The organism is Aeromonas popoffii (genome assembly GCF_037818705.1).
Lineage (GTDB): Bacteria > Pseudomonadota > Gammaproteobacteria > Enterobacterales > Aeromonadaceae > Aeromonas > Aeromonas popoffii.
The window spans coordinates 1,194,479-1,211,601 of sequence record NZ_CP149129.1; the positions used below are offsets into that span (position 1 = coordinate 1,194,479).

Sequence of the window (17,123 nt, forward strand, 5' to 3'; positions counted from 1 at the left end):
ATCCCTGTGCTATCGAGGCTGTCCCCCGCCGCCAACTTGGGTAGGGTGGGGGCACTATGGATACCGGCATGCAAGGCGCGTCATACCCGAGATAGCCAATCGTGCCGGACAGGAGGGACATGGATGAAACTGCTGATCATCGGCGGCACCGGTTTTCTGGGCCGCCACCTCACTTCGCTGGCGCTGGATTGGGGCCACGAGGTGACCCTGTTCAATCGGGGTTCTCGCCAGCACCCGGACTGGCGCGAACTGGTCCAGCTCACCGGTGACAGGGACAAGAGTCTGAACGCCCTGCACGGGGAAGGGCCCGGCTGGGATCTGGTTATCGACACCTGCTGTTATCGGCCCGAGCAGGCGGCCAGCCTCTCGGCTGCCCTGCTCGGACGCTGCGAGCGGCTGATCTTTATCTCCACCATCAGCGTCTATCGCGACTTCGCCCAGCGGGGGATGGATGAGTCGGCGCCGCTGCACGAGATAAGGGCCGGGGAGACGCCCACCGACTATGGCCCCTTGAAGGTGTTGTGCGAGGCTGCGTATCAGGCCCGCTGGGGCGAGCGGCTCTGCATTTTGCGCCCCGGCGTGCTGGGCGGCCCTTTTGATCCCACTGGCCGTTTGACCTGGTGGGTGAAGCGGGTGCAGCAAGGGGGCCCCTGGCTGCTGCCGGGAGAGGGACAGGATCGACTGCAATACCTGGACGTGCGCGACTGCGCCGAATTTGTGCTGCGCGCCGCCGAGCAGCAACTGGGGGGCATCTTCAACCTGCTCAAACCCGGCATAGCGCTGGCGGACTGGGTGGATCGCATCGCCGCCCGACTCGCGCCCGCCACGGCACCGCAACCTGAGTGGGTGCCCTGGCCCGCGCTGCTGGCGGCCGGTGTCGAGCCCTGGCAGAGCTACCCGGCGCTGTTGCCCAACGCGCAGCCGGAGTATGCCGGTTATGGCCGCATCAGCGCCGAGGCGGCCATAGTGCAGGGGCTCAACTTTCGGCCGCTGGAGGAGACGGTGGCCGATCTGGCCCGGTGGCTGGCAGAAAATCGTCAGGCCGTGGTGGCCGGGATGACGGCCGAGCAGGAGCGGGCACTGCAACAAGGGTTGCGGGTGGGCACTCTGCCATAGGGCCCGGCTGCCCCCATCCAGCCTTGATGGCCATCATATGAAAGAGGGCGTCCTGTGGGACGCCCTCTTTCATTATGTGGCGGTGCAAGTTAGCGCAGTCTGGCGCCGTAATGGATCAGCAGCTCTTTGAGCAGGGTGCGATGACAGCGCTCGGCCTGCTCACAATAGCAACCCACCGACAGATTGCTGGTGTGGGAGAGGGCCGCCAGCAGCGCCAGATCGTGACGGGCGCAGGGGCTGGCCATCTCGGCCCTGTACTGTTTGCAGAAGGCGGCCCATTGGGCGGGGGTCTCGGCAGCCTGGCCCAGCTTCATGGTCTCGCTGCTGGGGGCCAGGTTGGGGAACCAGACATCGTACCAATCCTGACTGGCAAATTCGCTCTTGGGCACCCCACGGGGCGGGCGCCGCACTGTGCCGATGCGCAGCCCCTCGTCGGGGAGGCGGGGGCTGCCGAGCCGGACTATGGCCAGTGCCATGGGGTCCTTACTTCTCTTGCGCCACTTTCAGCGCCTGCCCGTAGCAGATCACCTGTTTCAGGCAGCCCGGGGTGTCGTTGAACTCGACGCACTTGTCGAAGGTGACCGCGTTGCCACCCATGTCAGCCACGCGGCGGCGGGCCTGAGTGCGGGCTTCACCTGCGTTGGGAATGGGCTGCTTGGCATCGCTCTGGCAGGATTCCCCCTCGACGGTGCCGAGGTAGAGGTAGTTGAGATCAGCCAGCTGACTCTGCTCATAGATCTGGACGCCGCCCGGCTTGAAGTACTCGTCGAAATTTTCCTTGTCCAGGTTGCTGCTGAAAGAGAAGTCGGCGCAACCGGAGGCAATCAGGGGCATCATCAGGATAAGGCGTTTCATGTCGGTATCTTGTTGAACTGTGAGGGGGCCATTATAGGGGCCAGTCGTTGCCTGCGACCAGCCCCATTTTTTAACCATGGAGACGGGGTGTGACGGGGATCAGGCCGGTACCAGCCGCTGGTGCAGGCGGCGATAGTCGTCACTGGCCAGCAATTCATGGTGTGAGCAGGGCACAGGTGTGCCCTCTTCCCCTCATTTTTTCTTGCGATCAGGCCGGTACCAGCCGCTGGTGCAGGCTGCGATAGTAGTCATCGGCCAGCAATTCATGGTGAGGGGCACAGAGGCGGATCTGCCCCTCTTCCATCAGGGCTATCCTGTCCATCTGCTCCAGCCCCAGCAGGCGGTGGGAGATGAGCAGCAAGGATCGATCTGCCCCCAGTCGGAACAACAAGTCCATGATCTCACGTTCGGTCTGGCTGTCGAGTCCCTCGGTCGGCTCATCCAGCAGCCAGAGCGGGGCATCGTGCAGCAGGGCGCGGGCGATACCGATGCGGCGTCGCTCGCCACCGGAGAGCGGGCGACCGCCGTCCCCCAGCCAGGCGTTCAGTCCGCTGTCACTGTGGCCGTTGTCATCTTCCAGCAAATTGGCCAGACCAACCTGGGCCAGCACCTCGGTCAATTGCTCGTCAGATGCCGTTGGGGCCGCCAACTTGAGGTTGCCTCGCAGGGTATCGGCGAACAGGTGAACCCGCTGACTCACCACCGACAGCGAGGCGCGCAACGCCCCTTCGCTGTAGTCGGTGAGTGGTTTGCCATCCAGCACTATCTTGCCCGCTTGCGGGGTCCACTCCCGGGTCAACAGCCCCATCAGGGTGGACTTGCCGCAACCGGTCTGGCCCAGCAGCGCCAGCTTCTCGCCCGCTTGCAACTGCAGGGTGCAACCGCGCAGCACCGGCTGCGGGTTGCCAGGATAGCTGAAATAGAGGTCGCTTATCTGCAAGGTGCCGACGCTGGCGTGTTGCTGCTCGACGCCCCACTCGGGGGCCTTGGCCTCCTGCAGTATCTCGTTGAGACGACGGGCCGAGGTGAGGCTGGTGGAGAGGTGCTGGAAGGCACCCGCCAACGGCAGCAAGGCCTCGAAACTCGCCAGGGTGGCGAACACCATCAGCGCCGTGATGGGGTCGGGTTGCGCCCCCGCCACACCGTGACCGGCCAGCCAGAGCATCAGGGTCAGGGTCCAGCCGCTGAGCAGCTGCACCGAGAAGTTGGCCAGGCCGCTCACCCTGGCCATGCGGGCCTGGGCGGTCAGCAGCGCCTGTTCGGCCTGTTTCAGTTCGGTCAGCGCCTTGGGGGCGGCGGCAAACATCTGCAGCTCGGCCTGACCATCCAGATAGTCCACCATGCGGGTACGCATCACCGATTTTTCGGCGATCAGCCGACGGCCGGGCTGGCGACCGAGGAAGTAGAACACCAGCGGCAGGGCTATCATGCCAAACAGCAGTATGGCTCCCAGGATCAGGGCAAGACGAGCGTCGAAGAAGGAGAGGAAGAACACCAGACCGGCGCAGCTGAGCAGGGCCGCGCCTATGGGGGTGACCAGACGCAGATAGACGTGATCCATGGCGTCTATGTCGGCTACCAGCCGGTTGAGCAGATCCGCCTGGCGAAAGCCGGCCAGGGTGCCGGTGGAGAGTGGCGAGAGTGTTTGCCAGAACCAGACCCGCAACCGGGTCAGCACCCGGAAGGTGGCGTCGTGGCTCACCACCCGCTCACCCCAGCGACCCGCGGTGCGGATGATGGAGAAGAAACGCACGCCGCCAGCCGGGGTCATGTAGTTAAAGGCATGGGTGCTCGCAACTGTCATGCCCGCTACGGCCGCGGCGGAGAGGAACCAGCCGGAGAGCGACAGCAGTCCCATGCCAGCCACCAGGGTCACCAGGGCCAGCAGCAGGCCCAGCGAGAGGCTCAGCCAGTGCTGACGATAGAGGCGCAGAAACGGCAATAGATCAGTCATCGAGAGAATCCCCCGGGTGTTGGGACAAGAGGCGGGCGAACGGGCCCTGCGCTGTGCTCAGTTGCTGGAAGTTGCCTTGCTCCACCAGCTGGCCGCGTGCCAGCACCAGTATCTTGTCCATTTTGGTCAGTTGATCGAGACGGTGGGTGATCATCAGCAGGGTCTGGCCCGCCATCGCCTGCTCCAGCGTGGTCATGATGGCGCGCTCCGAGTGGCGATCCAGGCTGGCGGTTGGCTCATCCAGTACCATCAGTTGGGTGGATTTGAGCAGGGTGCGGGCCAGCGCGAGGCGCTGGGCCTGACCGACCGAGAGGCCGCCCGCCTGATCGCCGACCGGATAGTCGAGCCCCTTCTCCATGGCAAATTCCCACGCCTGCGCCCGTTTCAGGGCATGTTCCAGCTCGCCGTCGCTGGCCGTTGGCTTGGCCAGCAGCAGGTTGTCGCGCAAGGAGGCATGGAACAGCTGCGGGTTCTGGGAGAGCCAGCCCAGCTGCAGCCGCCACTGGCTCATGTCGAGGCTGGCCAGCTCCTGGCCGTTCACCTTGAGCTCACCACTATAGGGGGCAAAACCGAGCAGGGCATTGACCAGCGAGCTCTTGCCAGCGCCGCTGATACCGATGAGCGCCGTGCGTGAACCCGCTTCCAGGGTGAAGTCGATGGGGCCAACCAGCACCTTGCCTTCGGCACTCAGCACTTCAAGGCCTTTGGCTTCGACCCTGATGGGCGTGTTTGCATGGAAAGGGGTATTACCAGAGGCGGGCTCGCTCACCTCGGCTTCCAGGAATGCCAGCAACTGCTCGGCGGCGCCGATGGCCTGCGCCTTGGCGTGGTAGTGGGCGCCGAGCTCGCGCAGCGGGGCGTAGAACTCGGGGGCGAGGAAGAGCACGAACAGGCCGGTAAACAGGGTGACCTTGGCGCCATAGTGGCCGAAGTTCAGGTGATCTATGTAGGAGAAACCGAAGTAGACCGCCACCAGCGCCACCGAGATGGCGGCGAAGAATTCCAGCACGGCTGTGCTTAAGAAAGCAAGGCGCAGTACCTCCATGGTACGTTCGCGAAAATCTTCCGAGGCGTCGCGAATGGCATCCCCTTCTGCCTGGGTGCGCATGAAGAGCTGCAGGGTGCGAAGACCCTTGAGCCTGTCGAGGAAGTGGCCGGAGAGGCGGGCCAGTGCCTGGAAGTTGCGGCGGTTGGCATCGGCGGCACCCACCCCCACCAGGATCATGAAGAAGGGGATGAGGGGCGCTGTGCCCAGCAGGATCAGGCCCGCCGCCCAGTTGACCGGGAACACGGCCACCAGGATCACCACGGGAATAAAGACGGCAATGGCCATCTGCGGCAGGTAACGGGAGAAGAAATCCTGCATGTTTTCAATCTGTTCCAGCAGCAGGCTGGCCCAGCTGCCAGCCGGGCGTCGCTGGATATAGGCAGGGCCGAGACGGCCGAGGCGGGTGAGCACCAGCTCGCGAATAGCCTGGCGCACCGCGCTGCCCGCCTTGAAGCTGGTCACTTCACGGCCATAGGCCAGCGCCGCTTTGGTCAGGGTCACCAGCAGCAGGGTAATGAAGAGGGGAATGGATTGTTCCGGCGTGGCACCCTCCATGATGAAGCGATGCAACAGGGTCGCCAGCAACCAGGCTTGCGCCACCATCAGTATGCCCTGACCCAGACCAAAGCCTATGGAGAGACCGATCCAGCGTCGGCCGTGGCTCGACTGGTTACGCAACCAGCCATAAAGATGTTTCTGAGTTTTCTTGTCCATTACCACCATCCTCGCGTCGAGTGGCGCAAGACTATCCTCGGCCCCCGGCATTGGCAACCTTGTAAATTCCCGGTGTTGAAAATGTTTGATGGAAAAAACAGCTTGCTGCTCATTAGTTGGTCGAACAGCTTGATTTATGGTAAAAAACAGCACAGTGGTGATTGCGCTCGGCTTCAAAATGCATATAGTAGAGGCCCTGACGCGGGTGTAGTTCAATGGTAGAACGGTAGCTTCCCAAGCTGCATACGTGGGTTCGATTCCCATCACCCGCTCCACATTCTGATACCCGGTAATCAAACCGTCTTGCTATCGCCTCTGTCTGGCGCACTGCTTATCGACGCGTGTTTGATGCCTGTTATCTGTTGCGAGTTTGATGCCAGGCGGGCATCGTATAATGGCTATTACCTCAGCCTTCCAAGCTGATGATGCGGGTTCGATTCCCGCTGCCCGCTCCAGCTTTCATGCAAAAAGCCCACTCCTGCGAGTGGGCTTTTTGTTTTGCGCTTGCGCCGGAAGAGGGTAAACGGCAGGCAGAGAAAAGGCGCCGATGGCGCCTTTTGAACCAAATTTAATGGGATGGAACGGGCTTATTCCTGTTCCAGCTCACCACAGAAGCGGTAGCCTTCGCCATGGATGGTGGCGATGATCTCCGGGGTGTCGTTGACGCTTTCGAAGTGTTTGCGAATACGGCGAATGGTGACATCCACGGTACGGTCATGAGGTTTGAGCTCACGGCCTGTCATCTTCTTGAGCAGCTCGGCACGGGTCTGGATCTGGCCCGGGTTTTCGCAGAAGTGCAGCATGGCACGGAATTCAGAACGCGGCAGTTTGAACATGTCGCCAGCCGGGCTGACCAGTGCGCGGCTGTTGATGTCCAGGGCCCAGCCGTTGAACAGGTAACGTTCAACCAGCTTCTTCTCTTCGCCACCGGCGACCACATTCATGGTGCGGCTCAGCAGGTTGCGGGCTCGAATAGTCAGTTCACGGGGGTTGAACGGCTTGGTGATGTAATCATCGGCACCGATTTCCAGACCCAGGATCTTGTCCACTTCATTGTCACGACCAGTCAGGAACATCAGGGCTATGTTGTCATCTTCACGCAGCTCGCGTGCCAGCAGCAGGCCATTCTTGCCCGGCAGGTTGATGTCCATGATCACCAGATTGATGGTGTGGGCGGTCAGGGCTTGATGCATCTCGTCGCCATTGTTGGCTTCGAGCACAACGTAGCCTTCGGCCTCGAAGATGCTTTTCAGGGTATTGCGGGTGACCAGTTCGTCTTCGACGATCAGAATGTGTGGTGTTTGCATGAGTATTCCCAGATTCTTATCAGTTAGTTATCTTAATTTTAACACTCTTTGGCGTTACCCGACCGGTCCTGAAAATTTATTACGTCATCCTGGGTATGAATGTCAGGTCGGATTATCGCGAATTTGGCATCAGCGTCGGCAAACATCCCTGTGCCACACATAGGCTCTCAACAAGTCTGATCGAGAGAAGCCTGGAAAGGTCGTCCATTACAAAAGTGGCTGCATTTTATCAGTTAACAGGCGCATAACAACACTCTTTGCCGTCAGATAGCAACTTTTTAACTCTGATTTGATATAGGTCAAGCACAGAGTTCACAGCATGATACTTGGGGTTGCCCCCATTTTCGCCCTGATAAAATGTAATGGAATGTAACATGTGGTTGACATGAATTTGTGGGAAAACTACAGAAAAATTTGTTTTATTGCACCTTTTTCTGCACCGCAATGGCCCGCTTACGCCATAGTGACAGCCTGGAATCCGGCCAGCCGCGAGGTGGGAATACGTCGTAATACCCGGCGCCAGCGGGCCCTCTGGCGGGTGATCGCGGCGTCTCCCTACATGATGGCCATGGGGCCTTGCTGGGGGAGCTCGCCTGATGAAAGTTGGCGTGAATCGTCGCTGTTGCTGGCTTCCTCTCGTGGTGAGTCCATCGCTCTGGCGGCCCGTTTCGGTCAGAACGCCCTCTATTGGGTGGAGCAGGGGGAGCTCTGGTTGCTGCCGGTATTGATGAAAGGCATACCGCTTCATATGGGTAAAATTGAATCCCACTGGATTGTCAGAGATTCGGGCTGGTGAAATAATGAGCCAAATCATGTCCATGGAAGGAAGCTTATGATGCTGGATCTACTGCCCGACCTCTGCGATCAACACGGTGATGTCCTGCAAGTGGCCGATCCGCTGTTCCACAATTTTGGTGGCAAGCCGCTGTTTTATGGCCAAGCGGTCACTCTCTCCTGCTATGAAGACAACAGTCTGGTGCGGGAGCTGGTCACTCGACCCGGCCAGGGGCGGGTGATGGTGATCGATGGCGGTGGTTCCTTGCGTCGCGCTCTGCTCGGTGATCTGCTGGCTCTCAAGGCGGCTGAGCAAGGATGGGAGGGGATCCTGATCCACGGCGCTGTACGTGATGTGGGCACACTGGCGATGCTGGCACTGGGGGTCAAGGCGCTGGCGGCCTGTCCGGTCAAGACCGAGAAGCGGGGTCAGGGTGAGCTGGATGCCGTGGTGTCGTTTGCCGGGGTTACCATACATCCGGGTGACTACGTCTATGCCGACCTCAACGGCGTAGTCGTGAGCGCTACCCGGCTCATCTGAGCGGTCAGAAGTTGAAGCCGACGCCTATGCTGAGGGATTGTTCTGTGCTGAAGGCGCTGACGCCGTAGTTTGCCTTGATGGCGAACTGCGGGGTGAGCAGCAGGCTGGTATTGAGCTCCAGCAGTGTGCTGGCCTTGTCCACTTCCAGCTGCTTGAGCTGGCTGCCGATGTTCAGCGAGGGGGAGAACTGGTAACGCACCCCTGAGCTGATATTGAAGCCCGCCTGCTCGCTGTGGGGATCCATTGCAGGGCCCGCTTCCATGTAGAGGCTGACATCGTCCCGAACCGAGTACTGATAGCCGGTGTTGATGAGCCAGAGGTCGAAATGGTCGCTGTGGTGAGACTGGCTGCCAAGCAGCGCGCCGGAATAGCTTTTCACGTAGAGCTGGCTGTTTTCCTCGCTATTGAGAAAGTCCCAGTCGGCGGCCTGGGCACAGAGGCTGAGGCATGAAGCGAATGCGATGATGAGTGGTTTGACCATTCTTTTGCCCTCCCCGGGTCCGGAACTGGAATACAAGCATGGCACATGCCAGCTGCTAGTAAAGGCAACCCAGATCACAATAAAACAGTTTTAATCTGCCGCCATCTCATGATAAACAGGCCACCATCATCACTTTCCTTCCCCTATTTCGCTGACATCAAGAGGTGACTCCATGAACAAGAAACTGACCCTGCTGGCCGCACTGGCACTGGGGGGCTGCGCCATGGCAACTGGTTCCAATCTGGCTCAACTGCAAGCATCCACCTGGCAGTTGCAGGGGGCGAGCGACGATACCTTCACCCTGCAGATCGCGGGTGACAAGGTGGCGGGCAAGGGCGGCTGCAACCGCTATTTTGGCGGTATCACCCAGCAGGGTGACGGCGTATTGACGCTGGGGGCCATGGGCTCGACCCGCATGATGTGCATGGGCGATCTGGCCGACAAGGAGATGCTCTATCTGCAGAAACTGGAGAGGGTGGCAACCTTCAAAATCAGCGGCCAACAGCTGGTTCTGAGTGATGCCAACAAGGTGGCGCTGCTCACCTTCGATGCCATGCCTGCTGCCAAGTAACTGATATGCCAGTCAGAGGCTGTCGTAGCGTGAGCAGACAGCCGCGATCAGAAAGGGACGCCGTGACGTCCCTTTCTCAATGCCGTTTTGCGGCTTGTGCCGGCCAGGTTGCAAGATGCATTGCATCCGAGCCACCGGCAAGGCGCCGAGAGCTTCTCCTCATCCCCCCCGCTGGAACTTGAAGCGCTTCTTGCGTCGATAGGGATAGACATCCTCGAACACCCCCACCTTGATGTTGCTCTGCAGCATCTTCCAGTAGTTGGCGTCGAACATCTCCTTGTGCAGTTGCATCATGATCTCCCGCACCTGGGGTTTTTGCAGCAGGAAGGTGGCGAACTCCTCGGGGAAGATGTCGTTGGGGGCCACCGAATACCAGGGCTCGGCGCTCCATTCATCCTCGGGGTAGCGCGGCGGCGGGATCTGGCGGAAGTTGCACTCCGTCATGTAGCAGATCTCGTCGTAGTCGTAGAAGACCACCCGGCCGTGACGGGTGACGCCAAAGTTCTTGAACAGCATGTCGCCGGGGAAGATGTTGGCCGCCGCCAGCTGCTTGATGGCGTTGCCGTACTCCTCCAGCGCGAGCCGGGTCTGCTGTTCGTCCGCCTTGTCCAGATAGAGGTTGAGGGGGATCATCTTGCGCTCGGTGTAGAGGTGTGTGATCACCAGCTTGTCGCCTGTGATGGTGAGCGCCGACGGCGCCACCGTCTTGAGCTCGGCAAGGAGCTCGGGCGAGATGCGATCCAGCGGAAACTCGAAGTTGGTGAACTCCTGGGTGTCGGCCATGCGGCCAACCCGATCGTGCTGTTTGACCAGCCGGTACTTCTCTTTGACCTGCTCGTGGCTCACCTCCTTGGGCGGGGTGAACTCGTCCTTGATCACCTTGAACACCACGTCGTAGGAGGGGAGGGTAAACACGCTCATCACCATCCCCTTGATGCCCGGCGCGATGATGAACTGATCCCGACTCTGGGCCAGATGGTGGCGGTAGTGGCGATAGAGCTCGGTCTTGCCGTGCTTCTGGCAGCCGATGGCGTTGTAGATCTCGTAATCGGGCTTGTGGGGCATTATCTGGCGCAGAAACACCACAAACAGCGCCGGCTCAGGGGCGTAGACCATGAAGTAGGCGCGGGCGAAACCAAACACGATGGAGGCCAGCTCCGGCTCGAAGATGACGGTATCCACATAGATGCTCTGGCCGGTACTGAGCAGGGGCAGGATAAAGGGGAAGACCTGCCCCTTCACCCGAATAAGCCCCACCAGATAGGCGCCCTTGTTGCGGTAGAACACCTCTTTCAACAGTTCGATGGCAAACGGCTCGTCATGGAGAATTTGTGGCCCGTTCTCCGCAAGATGGCGGTGGATGTCGACAATATCCCGCTGCTTGTCCTCGTAGGACAGGGTGAAGCTGTAATCCCCGAGCAGCTGGCTCAGGGCCTGCGGCAGGTGGGTCAGATCGGTGCGATAGACCCGCAGCAGGGCGCTCAAGTCAGGATGATCCCCCCGGCTGCGAAATGGATGGATATAGAGGTTCTCGTCGCGGATATTGCGATGGCGGAAGATGCGGCGATAGACGGAGTTGAAGAAGGACTCCGCTACCTCGAAGTTGTCACAACGGGGCAGCAGATCGCTGAAGGCGCCTTTTACCCGCTTGAGCAGCTCCTGAGTGGCGTGGTGTTCCCCCATCATCTGCTTGATCAGGGCCGTGGTGGCGCCGACGTGGTGATCATAGAGGCGAATACGCTCCCGTCCTGCGAGCTGCACCCCCAGCCAGTCACTGTTCTCGAAGCGGCTCTTGCTGCCCTGGGTTATCTCGAGAAACCGGCTGTAAAACGACTCGAAGCGTTGCAAGATCGTCTCGGCGACGGCCTGTTCCAATGGCTGCTGCATCTCTCTCTTCCTTGTGATCTGTCGGGCCGATAGCGCGAAGGATTGCGTGTAATTTGGTCACACGTCTGGCCACTATGGCAACATTCAAACGTCTGTTCAAGTGGCATTTTTCGGGGATAAAAGGTAGATTGCGCCCCTGTTTTGGCGATGGTTTGGCGACTGTTTGCCGTCTGTTTAAGAGGCCCTCTGGCCTGCGAGGAAACCCGATGAAGCTCTATTTTGTCCTGGTGGCACCTGCCCGTCCTGCGAATGTGGGGGCGGCTGCCCGCGCCATGAAAACCATGGGATTCGATGCCATGCGACTGGTGGCGAGCCGGGTACATGAAGAGGAGGAGGCGAGCTGGGTGGCCCACGGCGCGCAGGAGATCCTGACCCAGGCCGAGGCGTTCGACACCCTGCCCGAGGCGCTGGCCGACATGGATCTGGTGATCGCCACCACCGCCCGCGAGCGCGGTCGCTACCAGCACTACCTCACGCCGGGGGAGATCCGCGAGCAGATCCGCGCCAAGCCCTCCCTTGGCAAGGTCGCCATCGTCTTTGGCTGCGAGGAGTCTGGCCTCTCCAACGAACAGCTGGCCGAGGTCGATCTCATCAGCTATCTGCCCCTCAAGGTGAGCTACCCGTCGCTGAATCTGGGGCAGGCGATCATGCTCTACGCCTACGAGATGAGCCAGTTGCTGGATGAGCCGCAGGCCGTAGCAGAAAATTTTGATAACGTTGGGCAGGTTCGGGTACTAAAAAGCAAAACAGCAGAATTGCTTGGTGAACTCGGGGTTTCACAGGATGAAAAACTGCATCAATGGGTGATGGACCGGGTGCCCATGCTGCCGCAGCGGGATTTGAACATGCTCCACCTGCTCTGCAAAGACCTTGCGCGCAAACTTGGCAAAGAGGTTTAAGTTGACAGCCCAAGGCCAGCCGCGGTATTGCTAAAAGCCAGCTTCGTTCAAGAGTGTTCGTCATGCAGTTATTCACCAACGTCATCACCACCACCATTATTACCGGTACCACCACAGGTGGCACTGGGGCCGGTTGATGCGCTGACGAACAAGCACAGAAATCAAAAAAGGCCCGTACCCACCCAGTACGGGCCTTTTTGTTGGATTGGTTTTTAGATTATATTTCATAGAGTTACAGGGAGAGAAAGCGATGAGAGTGTTGAAGTTTGGCGGGTCTTCATTGGCCGATGCGATGCGTTTTTTACGGGTGGCCGATATCGCGGTCAACACCCACGGTCAATCTCAGGTAGCCCTGGTGCTGTCTGCTCCTGCCAAGGTGACCAATCATCTGGTGGCGCTGGTGGAACAAACCAGCCGCGGCATGGATGCCAGTTCTACCCTGTTTGAAATCAACGGTATCTTCTCCCGCCTGCTGGCCGGGTTGAAGGCGGCTTATCCGGCGCTCGATGACAAGGGGCTGCTGGCCCGTCTCACCAATGAGCTGGATCAGGTCGAGCGGCTGATGCAGGGCATTCGTCTGCTGGGCCTCTGCCCGGACAACGTGCAGGCGCGCATCCTGAGCCGTGGCGAAAACCTCTCCATCGCCTTTATGCACGAGTTGCTGCGGGTGCGCGGTCTGGACGTGGATCTGATCGTACCGGAAGAGCTGCTGGCTACCGACGGCGGCTATCTGGAAGCCCACGTCGATATTGAGGCCTCCCGGGTGCGCTTTGCCGCCAAGGGGCTGCGCAGCGATTGTCTCTATCTGATGCCGGGCTTTACCGGCGGCAGCGACAAGGGCGAAACCGTGCTGCTGGGCCGCAACGGTTCCGACTACTCCGCCGCCGTGCTGGCCGCCTGTGTCGATGCCGAGTGCTGCGAGATCTGGACTGACGTCGAGGGCTGCTACAGCTGCGACCCCCGTCTGGTGCCGGATGCCTACCTGCTGAAAACCCTCTCCTACAAGGAGGCGATGGAGCTCTCCTACTTCGGCGCCAAGGTGCTGCACCCGAAAACCATCGCGCCGGTGGCCCAGTTCCATATTCCCTGCCTCATCAAGAACAGCTTCAACCCGCAAGGGCCGGGCACCCTGATCGGCCCCGAGAGCGGCGACGATGACCTGAAAGTGAAGGCCATCTCCGACTTGTCCGGCATGTGCATGTTTAACGTCTCCGGCCCCGGCATGAAGGGGATGGTTGGCATGGCCGGTCGCATCTTCTCCGCCGTCTCCCGCGCCGGGGTCAGTATCGTGCTGATCACCCAGTCATCCTCAGAGTACAGCGTCAGCTTCTGTATCCACAGCTACGACAGTGAGAAGACCCGCAAGGTGCTGGAGCGCGAGTTCGAGCTGGAATTCAAAAACCAGCTGCTGGAGCCACTGGATATCATCAGCGATCTGGCGATCATCTCCCTGATCGGTGACGGTATGCGCACCAGCAAGGGGATGGCGGCCCGCTTCTTCACCTCGCTGGCGCAAGCCTCCATCAATATCGTCGCCATCGCCCAAGGCTCCAGCGAGCGCTCCATCTCTGCGGTGGTGCGGGATCGTAAGGTGGCGGAAGCCATCAAGGCGTGCCACCAGAACTTCTTTGGCAGCCAGCAGTTTATCGATCTCTTCGTGGTCGGGGTCGGTGGCGTCGGCGCTGCGCTGGTGGATCAAATCGCCCGCCAGCAACCGGTACTGGCCGAGCAGGGCACCGGCCTGCGGGTAGTGGGCATCGCCAACAGCCGCCAGATGGCGGTCAACAAGGATGGCCTGAACCTCGCCAACTGGCGCGAACAGCTGGTGGAAGCACGTGACAGCTTCTCGCTGGAAGGGGTGAAAAAGCTGGTGGAAGATAGCCACATCATCAACCCGGTGATCGTTGACTGCACCTCTTCCGAGGCGGTTGCCGTCCAGTATGCCGACTTCCTGGCCGCCGGTTTCCATGTGGTCACCCCGAACAAGAAGGCCAACACCGGCTCGCTCGATTACTACAAGGCGCTGCGTCGCACTGCCCGCCAGACTCGCCGCAAGTTCCTCTATGAAACCAACGTCGGCGCGGGCCTGCCGGTTATCGAGAACCTGCAAAACCTCATCAAGGCTGGTGACAAGCTGCGCGCCTTCGACGGCATCCTGTCCGGTTCGCTCTCCTTTATCTTCGGCAAGCTGGACGAAGGGATGGCCTTCTCTGAAGCCACCAAGATTGCTCGTGGCAACGGCTTTACCGAACCGGATCCCCGCGAGGACCTCAATGGCATGGATGTGGCGCGCAAGCTGCTGATCTTGGCTCGTGAAGCTGGCATGGCGCTGGAACTCTCCGATGTCGAAGTCGAGCAGGGGCTGCCACCCGGCTTTGATGTGAGCGGCGATGTGGAAGCCTTTATGGCCCGCTTGCCCGAAGCGGACGGCTGGTTCCGCGACCAGTTCGCAGCCGCGCAAGCTCAGGGCAAGGTACTGCGTTATGTGGGTTCCATCGAGGGTGGCAAGTGCAAGGTGGCCATCAAGGCGGTCGGTGGCGATGAGCCGCTGTTCAAGGTCAAAGACGGGGAGAACGCGCTCGCCTTCTTCTCCACCTACTACCAGCCGATCCCGCTGGTGCTGCGCGGCTATGGCGCCGGTACCGAAGTGACTGCCGCTGGCGTCTTTGCCGACGTGCTGCGCACCCAGAACTGGAAGCAGGAGTTGTAAGCATGAGTTCAGACATGTACCAGGGCGGCAGCGTGGTCGCCTACGCGCCCGCCTCCAGCGCCAACCTGAGCGTGGGATTCGATGTACTGGGGGCGGCGCTCGCCCCCGTGGATGGCTCTCTGCTCGGCGATCGGGTGCAGGTGAAAGCGGCTGACGTAGCGTTTGCGCTCTCATCCGTGGGCCGCTATGCCCACAAGCTGCCGGATGATCCGAAAAAGAATATCCTGTTCGACTGCTGGGTCGCCTATGGCGAGGCGCTGGAGAAGCGCGGCCTGACACTCAAGCCGCTGGCGATGGTGCTGGAGAAGAATCTGCCGGTGGGTTCGGGTCTGGGGTCCAGCGCCTGTAGCGTGGTGGCGGCCCTTGAAGGGCTCAACGCCTTCCATGGCGAGCCGCTTGATGAACACGACATGCTGCTGCTGATGGGGGAGATGGAAGGGCGCATCTCCGGCTCCGTCCACTACGACAACGTGGCCCCCTGCTATCTCGGCGGCATGCAGCTGGTGCTGGAAGAGCACGGCGTTATCAGCCAGGGCATTCCGGTGTTTGACGAGTGGTACTGGGTGGTCTGCTACCCGGGCACAGTAGTATCCACCGCTGCGGCCCGCGCCATTCTGCCGGCCCAATATCGCCGTCAGGATTGCCTCACCTATGGCCGCCGTCTGGCTGCCTTTGTTCACGCCAGCTACACCGGGCAGGAGGGATTGGCCGCGAGCGTACTGAAAGACGTGATTGCCGAGCCCTACCGCGCGGCGCTGATTGAAGGCTTTGCCGAGGTGCGGGCGCAGGCGGCCCAGAACGGGGCGTTGGCCACCGGTATCTCCGGCTCCGGTCCCACTGTGTTTGTGGTGATGAAGGAGCTGGCGCAGGCCGAGCGGATGAAGGATTGGATGGAAGCACATTTCGTGCAGAACGAAGATGGATTTGCCCGGGTCTGCAAATTGGACATGGCCGGGGCACGGGTAACAGGAAGCGAGCTATGAATCTTTACAATATCAAGGACAAGAGTGAACAGGTGAGCTTCGCGCAGGCGGTGCGTCAGGGGCTGGGTCGCGATCAGGGGCTCTTCTTCCCCGACGTGATTGCGCCGCTGGCCGATGTGGATGCCCTGCTGGCGTTGCCGCTGGCCGAACGCTCTGCCCGCATCATCAGCCACCTGCTGGGGGACGAAGTGCCTGCTGCGAAGGTGAGCGAGCTGATTAACGCCGCTTTCACCTTCCCGGCGCCGCTGGTGAAACTCAAAGATGGCACCTATGCCCTTGAGCTGTTCCACGGCCCGACCCTGGCATTTAAGGATTTCGGTGGCCGCTTTATGGCCCAGTGCCTCGCGGCCTTTAGAACTAACGACAAGATCACTATCCTCACCGCCACCTCCGGCGACACCGGCGCCGCCGTGGCCCACGCCTTCTACGGGCTGGAGGGGATTGAGGTGGTCATTCTCTACCCCAAGGGCAAGATAAGCCCCTTGCAGGAGAAGCTCTTCTGCACCCTCGGCGGCAATATCCGCACCATCGCCATCGACGGCGACTTCGACGCCTGTCAGGCGCTGGTGAAAGATGCCTTCGACGACGAGGCGCTGAAAAAGGCCATTGGCCTCAACTCCGCCAACTCCATCAATATCAGCCGCTTGCTGGCGCAAGTTTGCTACTACTTCGAAGCAGTGGCCCAGTTGCCCAAAGCCGACCGCGCCAAGGCGGTTATCAGCGTGCCGTCCGGCAACTTTGGCAACCTCACCGCTGGCCTTATCGCCAAGGCGCTGGGGCTGCCGGTGAAGCGCTTTATCGCCGCCACCAACGCCAACGACACAGTGCCGCGCTACCTGAAAACCGGTCAGTGGGAGCCGCACCAGACAGTGGCAACCCTGTCCAATGCCATGGATGTCAGCCGCCCCAACAACTGGCCCAGGGTGGAAGAGCTCTGCCGCCGTGAAGGCTGGGGGCTGGAGACCCTGGGTTCCGGCATGCGTGACGACGCCAAAACCCGCGATGCCCTGAAACGCCTGCACCAGCTGGATTACCTCTGCGAACCCCATGGCGCCATTGCCTGGGATCTGCTGGGGGAACAGCTGGCCGAGGACGAAGTAGGGGTGTTCCTTTGCACCGCCCACCCCGCCAAGTTCAAGGAGTCGGTGGACGAGATCCTGCATCTCGATGTACCGCTACCCGGTCCGCTGGCCAAGCACGCCGAGCTGCCGCTGCTCTCGGTTAATTTGCCAGCGGAGTTTGCCCGGTTAAGGGCCTTTCTGCTCGGTTAAGTTGACTGCCAA

General features: G+C 60.5%; 15 protein-coding genes and 2 tRNA genes. 10 read left to right on the forward strand and 7 right to left on the reverse strand.

All coding sequences use genetic code 11. The annotated features are described in order from the left end of the window. The first annotated feature begins 123 nt into the window (after positions 1-123). A complete protein-coding gene (locus WJM78_RS05740; RefSeq protein ID WP_339014361.1) occupies positions 124-1,116 on the forward strand; it encodes an NAD-dependent epimerase/dehydratase family protein in 993 nt (330 codons plus the stop codon). An 89-nt stretch (positions 1,117-1,205) separates the two neighbouring features. Here the strand turns inward: WJM78_RS05740 and WJM78_RS05745 are convergent, their stop codons facing one another. The 4 genes from WJM78_RS05745 to cydD all read right to left on the reverse strand — a co-directional run bounded on the left by WJM78_RS05745 (position 1,206) and on the right by cydD (position 5,687). Beyond that, positions 1,206-1,592, reverse strand: a complete 387-nt coding sequence (locus WJM78_RS05745; protein ID WP_042037595.1) for a DUF488 domain-containing protein — start codon at positions 1,590-1,592, stop codon at positions 1,206-1,208. Between the two features lie 7 nt (positions 1,593-1,599). Further along, the gene (gene rcsF, locus WJM78_RS05750) at positions 1,600-1,971 is read right to left on the reverse strand and encodes an Rcs stress response system protein RcsF (RefSeq protein ID WP_212514345.1); all 372 of its coding nucleotides are present in this window, start codon (positions 1,969-1,971) and stop codon (positions 1,600-1,602) included. A 208-nt stretch (positions 1,972-2,179) separates the two neighbouring features. Then, positions 2,180-3,925: a heme ABC transporter ATP-binding protein/permease CydC gene (cydC, locus tag WJM78_RS05755; RefSeq protein ID WP_275931085.1), complete on the reverse strand. Its 1,746-nt coding sequence runs from the start codon at positions 3,923-3,925 to the stop codon at positions 2,180-2,182. Further along, the gene (gene cydD / locus WJM78_RS05760; RefSeq protein ID WP_339014365.1) at positions 3,918-5,687 is read right to left on the reverse strand and encodes a heme ABC transporter permease/ATP-binding protein CydD; all 1,770 of its coding nucleotides are present in this window, start codon (positions 5,685-5,687) and stop codon (positions 3,918-3,920) included. Before cydD ends, cydC begins: the two co-directional genes overlap by 8 nt. A gap of 201 nt (positions 5,688-5,888) precedes the next feature. Here cydD and WJM78_RS05765 point away from each other — a divergent pair. Then, positions 5,889-5,962: transfer RNA gene (locus WJM78_RS05765), tRNA-Gly, on the forward strand. 105 nt (positions 5,963-6,067) lie between these two features. After that, positions 6,068-6,142, forward strand: a tRNA-Gly gene (locus WJM78_RS05770). Positions 6,143-6,274: 132 nt separating this feature from the next. On the opposite strand, the gene arcA is transcribed toward WJM78_RS05770, so the two are convergent. Next, positions 6,275-6,994, reverse strand: a complete 720-nt coding sequence (arcA, locus tag WJM78_RS05775) for a two-component system response regulator ArcA (protein ID WP_042037588.1) — start codon at positions 6,992-6,994, stop codon at positions 6,275-6,277. A 376-nt stretch (positions 6,995-7,370) separates the two neighbouring features. On the opposite strand from arcA, the gene WJM78_RS05780 reads away from it, so the two are divergent. Together WJM78_RS05780 and WJM78_RS05785 are read left to right on the forward strand one after the other, a co-directional pair. Then, positions 7,371-7,790: a DUF3293 domain-containing protein gene (locus WJM78_RS05780; RefSeq protein ID WP_339014367.1), complete on the forward strand. Its 420-nt coding sequence runs from the start codon at positions 7,371-7,373 to the stop codon at positions 7,788-7,790. Between the two features lie 39 nt (positions 7,791-7,829). Further along, positions 7,830-8,309 (forward strand): putative 4-hydroxy-4-methyl-2-oxoglutarate aldolase, encoded by a 480-nt coding sequence (locus WJM78_RS05785; RefSeq protein ID WP_339015766.1) that lies wholly within the window; start codon positions 7,830-7,832, stop codon positions 8,307-8,309. Positions 8,310-8,313: 4 nt separating this feature from the next. On the opposite strand, the gene WJM78_RS05790 is transcribed toward WJM78_RS05785, so the two are convergent. Further along, on the reverse strand, positions 8,314-8,790 hold the full coding sequence (locus tag WJM78_RS05790) for a hypothetical protein (protein ID WP_212514341.1): 477 nt from the start codon (positions 8,788-8,790) through the stop codon (positions 8,314-8,316). A 172-nt stretch (positions 8,791-8,962) separates the two neighbouring features. Here WJM78_RS05790 and WJM78_RS05795 point away from each other — a divergent pair, with 172 nt between their 5' ends. Next, the gene (locus WJM78_RS05795) at positions 8,963-9,361 is read left to right on the forward strand and encodes an META domain-containing protein (RefSeq protein ID WP_275931088.1); all 399 of its coding nucleotides are present in this window, start codon (positions 8,963-8,965) and stop codon (positions 9,359-9,361) included. Positions 9,362-9,520: 159 nt separating this feature from the next. On the opposite strand, the gene aceK is transcribed toward WJM78_RS05795, so the two are convergent. Next, a complete protein-coding gene (aceK, locus tag WJM78_RS05800; protein ID WP_339014370.1) occupies positions 9,521-11,248 on the reverse strand; it encodes a bifunctional isocitrate dehydrogenase kinase/phosphatase in 1,728 nt (575 codons plus the stop codon). Positions 11,249-11,454: 206 nt separating this feature from the next. Here aceK and WJM78_RS05805 point away from each other — a divergent pair, with 206 nt between their 5' ends. The 4 genes from WJM78_RS05805 (at position 11,455) to thrC (ending at position 17,111) form a co-directional block, all read left to right on the forward strand. Further along, positions 11,455-12,147 carry a tRNA/rRNA methyltransferase gene (locus WJM78_RS05805; protein ID WP_042037582.1) on the forward strand — a complete coding sequence of 231 codons (693 nt, stop codon included), beginning with the start codon at positions 11,455-11,457 and terminating at the stop codon, positions 12,145-12,147. Between the two features lie 250 nt (positions 12,148-12,397). After that, a complete protein-coding gene (gene thrA / locus WJM78_RS05810; RefSeq protein ID WP_339014373.1) occupies positions 12,398-14,857 on the forward strand; it encodes a bifunctional aspartate kinase/homoserine dehydrogenase I in 2,460 nt (819 codons plus the stop codon). A 2-nt stretch (positions 14,858-14,859) separates the two neighbouring features. Then, on the forward strand, positions 14,860-15,840 hold the full coding sequence (gene thrB, locus WJM78_RS05815; RefSeq protein WP_339014374.1) for a homoserine kinase: 981 nt from the start codon (positions 14,860-14,862) through the stop codon (positions 15,838-15,840). Next, positions 15,837-17,111, forward strand: a complete 1,275-nt coding sequence (gene thrC / locus WJM78_RS05820) for a threonine synthase (protein ID WP_339014376.1) — start codon at positions 15,837-15,839, stop codon at positions 17,109-17,111. Before thrB ends, thrC begins: the two co-directional genes overlap by 4 nt. Positions 17,112-17,123 lie beyond the last annotated feature (12 nt).

Bases quoted from the DNA above. Each gene is read 5' to 3' on its own strand.
- thrC (WP_339014376.1), top strand. From the start codon at position 15,837: ATGAATCTTTACAATATCAAGGACAAGAGTGAACAGGTGAGCTTCGCG.
- arcA (WP_042037588.1), bottom strand. From the start codon at position 6,994: ATGCAAACACCACACATTCTGATCGTCGAAGACGAACTGGTCACCCGC.
- WJM78_RS05740 (WP_339014361.1), top strand. From the start codon at position 124: ATGAAACTGCTGATCATCGGCGGCACCGGTTTTCTGGGCCGCCACCTC.
- aceK (WP_339014370.1), bottom strand. From the start codon at position 11,248: ATGCAGCAGCCATTGGAACAGGCCGTCGCCGAGACGATCTTGCAACGC.
- WJM78_RS05795 (WP_275931088.1), top strand. From the start codon at position 8,963: ATGAACAAGAAACTGACCCTGCTGGCCGCACTGGCACTGGGGGGCTGC.
- cydD (WP_339014365.1), bottom strand. From the start codon at position 5,687: ATGGACAAGAAAACTCAGAAACATCTTTATGGCTGGTTGCGTAACCAG.
- WJM78_RS05745 (WP_042037595.1), bottom strand. From the start codon at position 1,592: ATGGCACTGGCCATAGTCCGGCTCGGCAGCCCCCGCCTCCCCGACGAG.
- WJM78_RS05785 (WP_339015766.1), top strand. From the start codon at position 7,830: ATGCTGGATCTACTGCCCGACCTCTGCGATCAACACGGTGATGTCCTG.
- WJM78_RS05790 (WP_212514341.1), bottom strand. From the start codon at position 8,790: ATGGTCAAACCACTCATCATCGCATTCGCTTCATGCCTCAGCCTCTGT.
- cydC (WP_275931085.1), bottom strand. From the start codon at position 3,925: ATGACTGATCTATTGCCGTTTCTGCGCCTCTATCGTCAGCACTGGCTG.
- thrB (WP_339014374.1), top strand. From the start codon at position 14,860: ATGAGTTCAGACATGTACCAGGGCGGCAGCGTGGTCGCCTACGCGCCC.
- thrA (WP_339014373.1), top strand. From the start codon at position 12,398: ATGAGAGTGTTGAAGTTTGGCGGGTCTTCATTGGCCGATGCGATGCGT.
- rcsF (WP_212514345.1), bottom strand. From the start codon at position 1,971: ATGAAACGCCTTATCCTGATGATGCCCCTGATTGCCTCCGGTTGCGCC.
- WJM78_RS05805 (WP_042037582.1), top strand. From the start codon at position 11,455: ATGAAGCTCTATTTTGTCCTGGTGGCACCTGCCCGTCCTGCGAATGTG.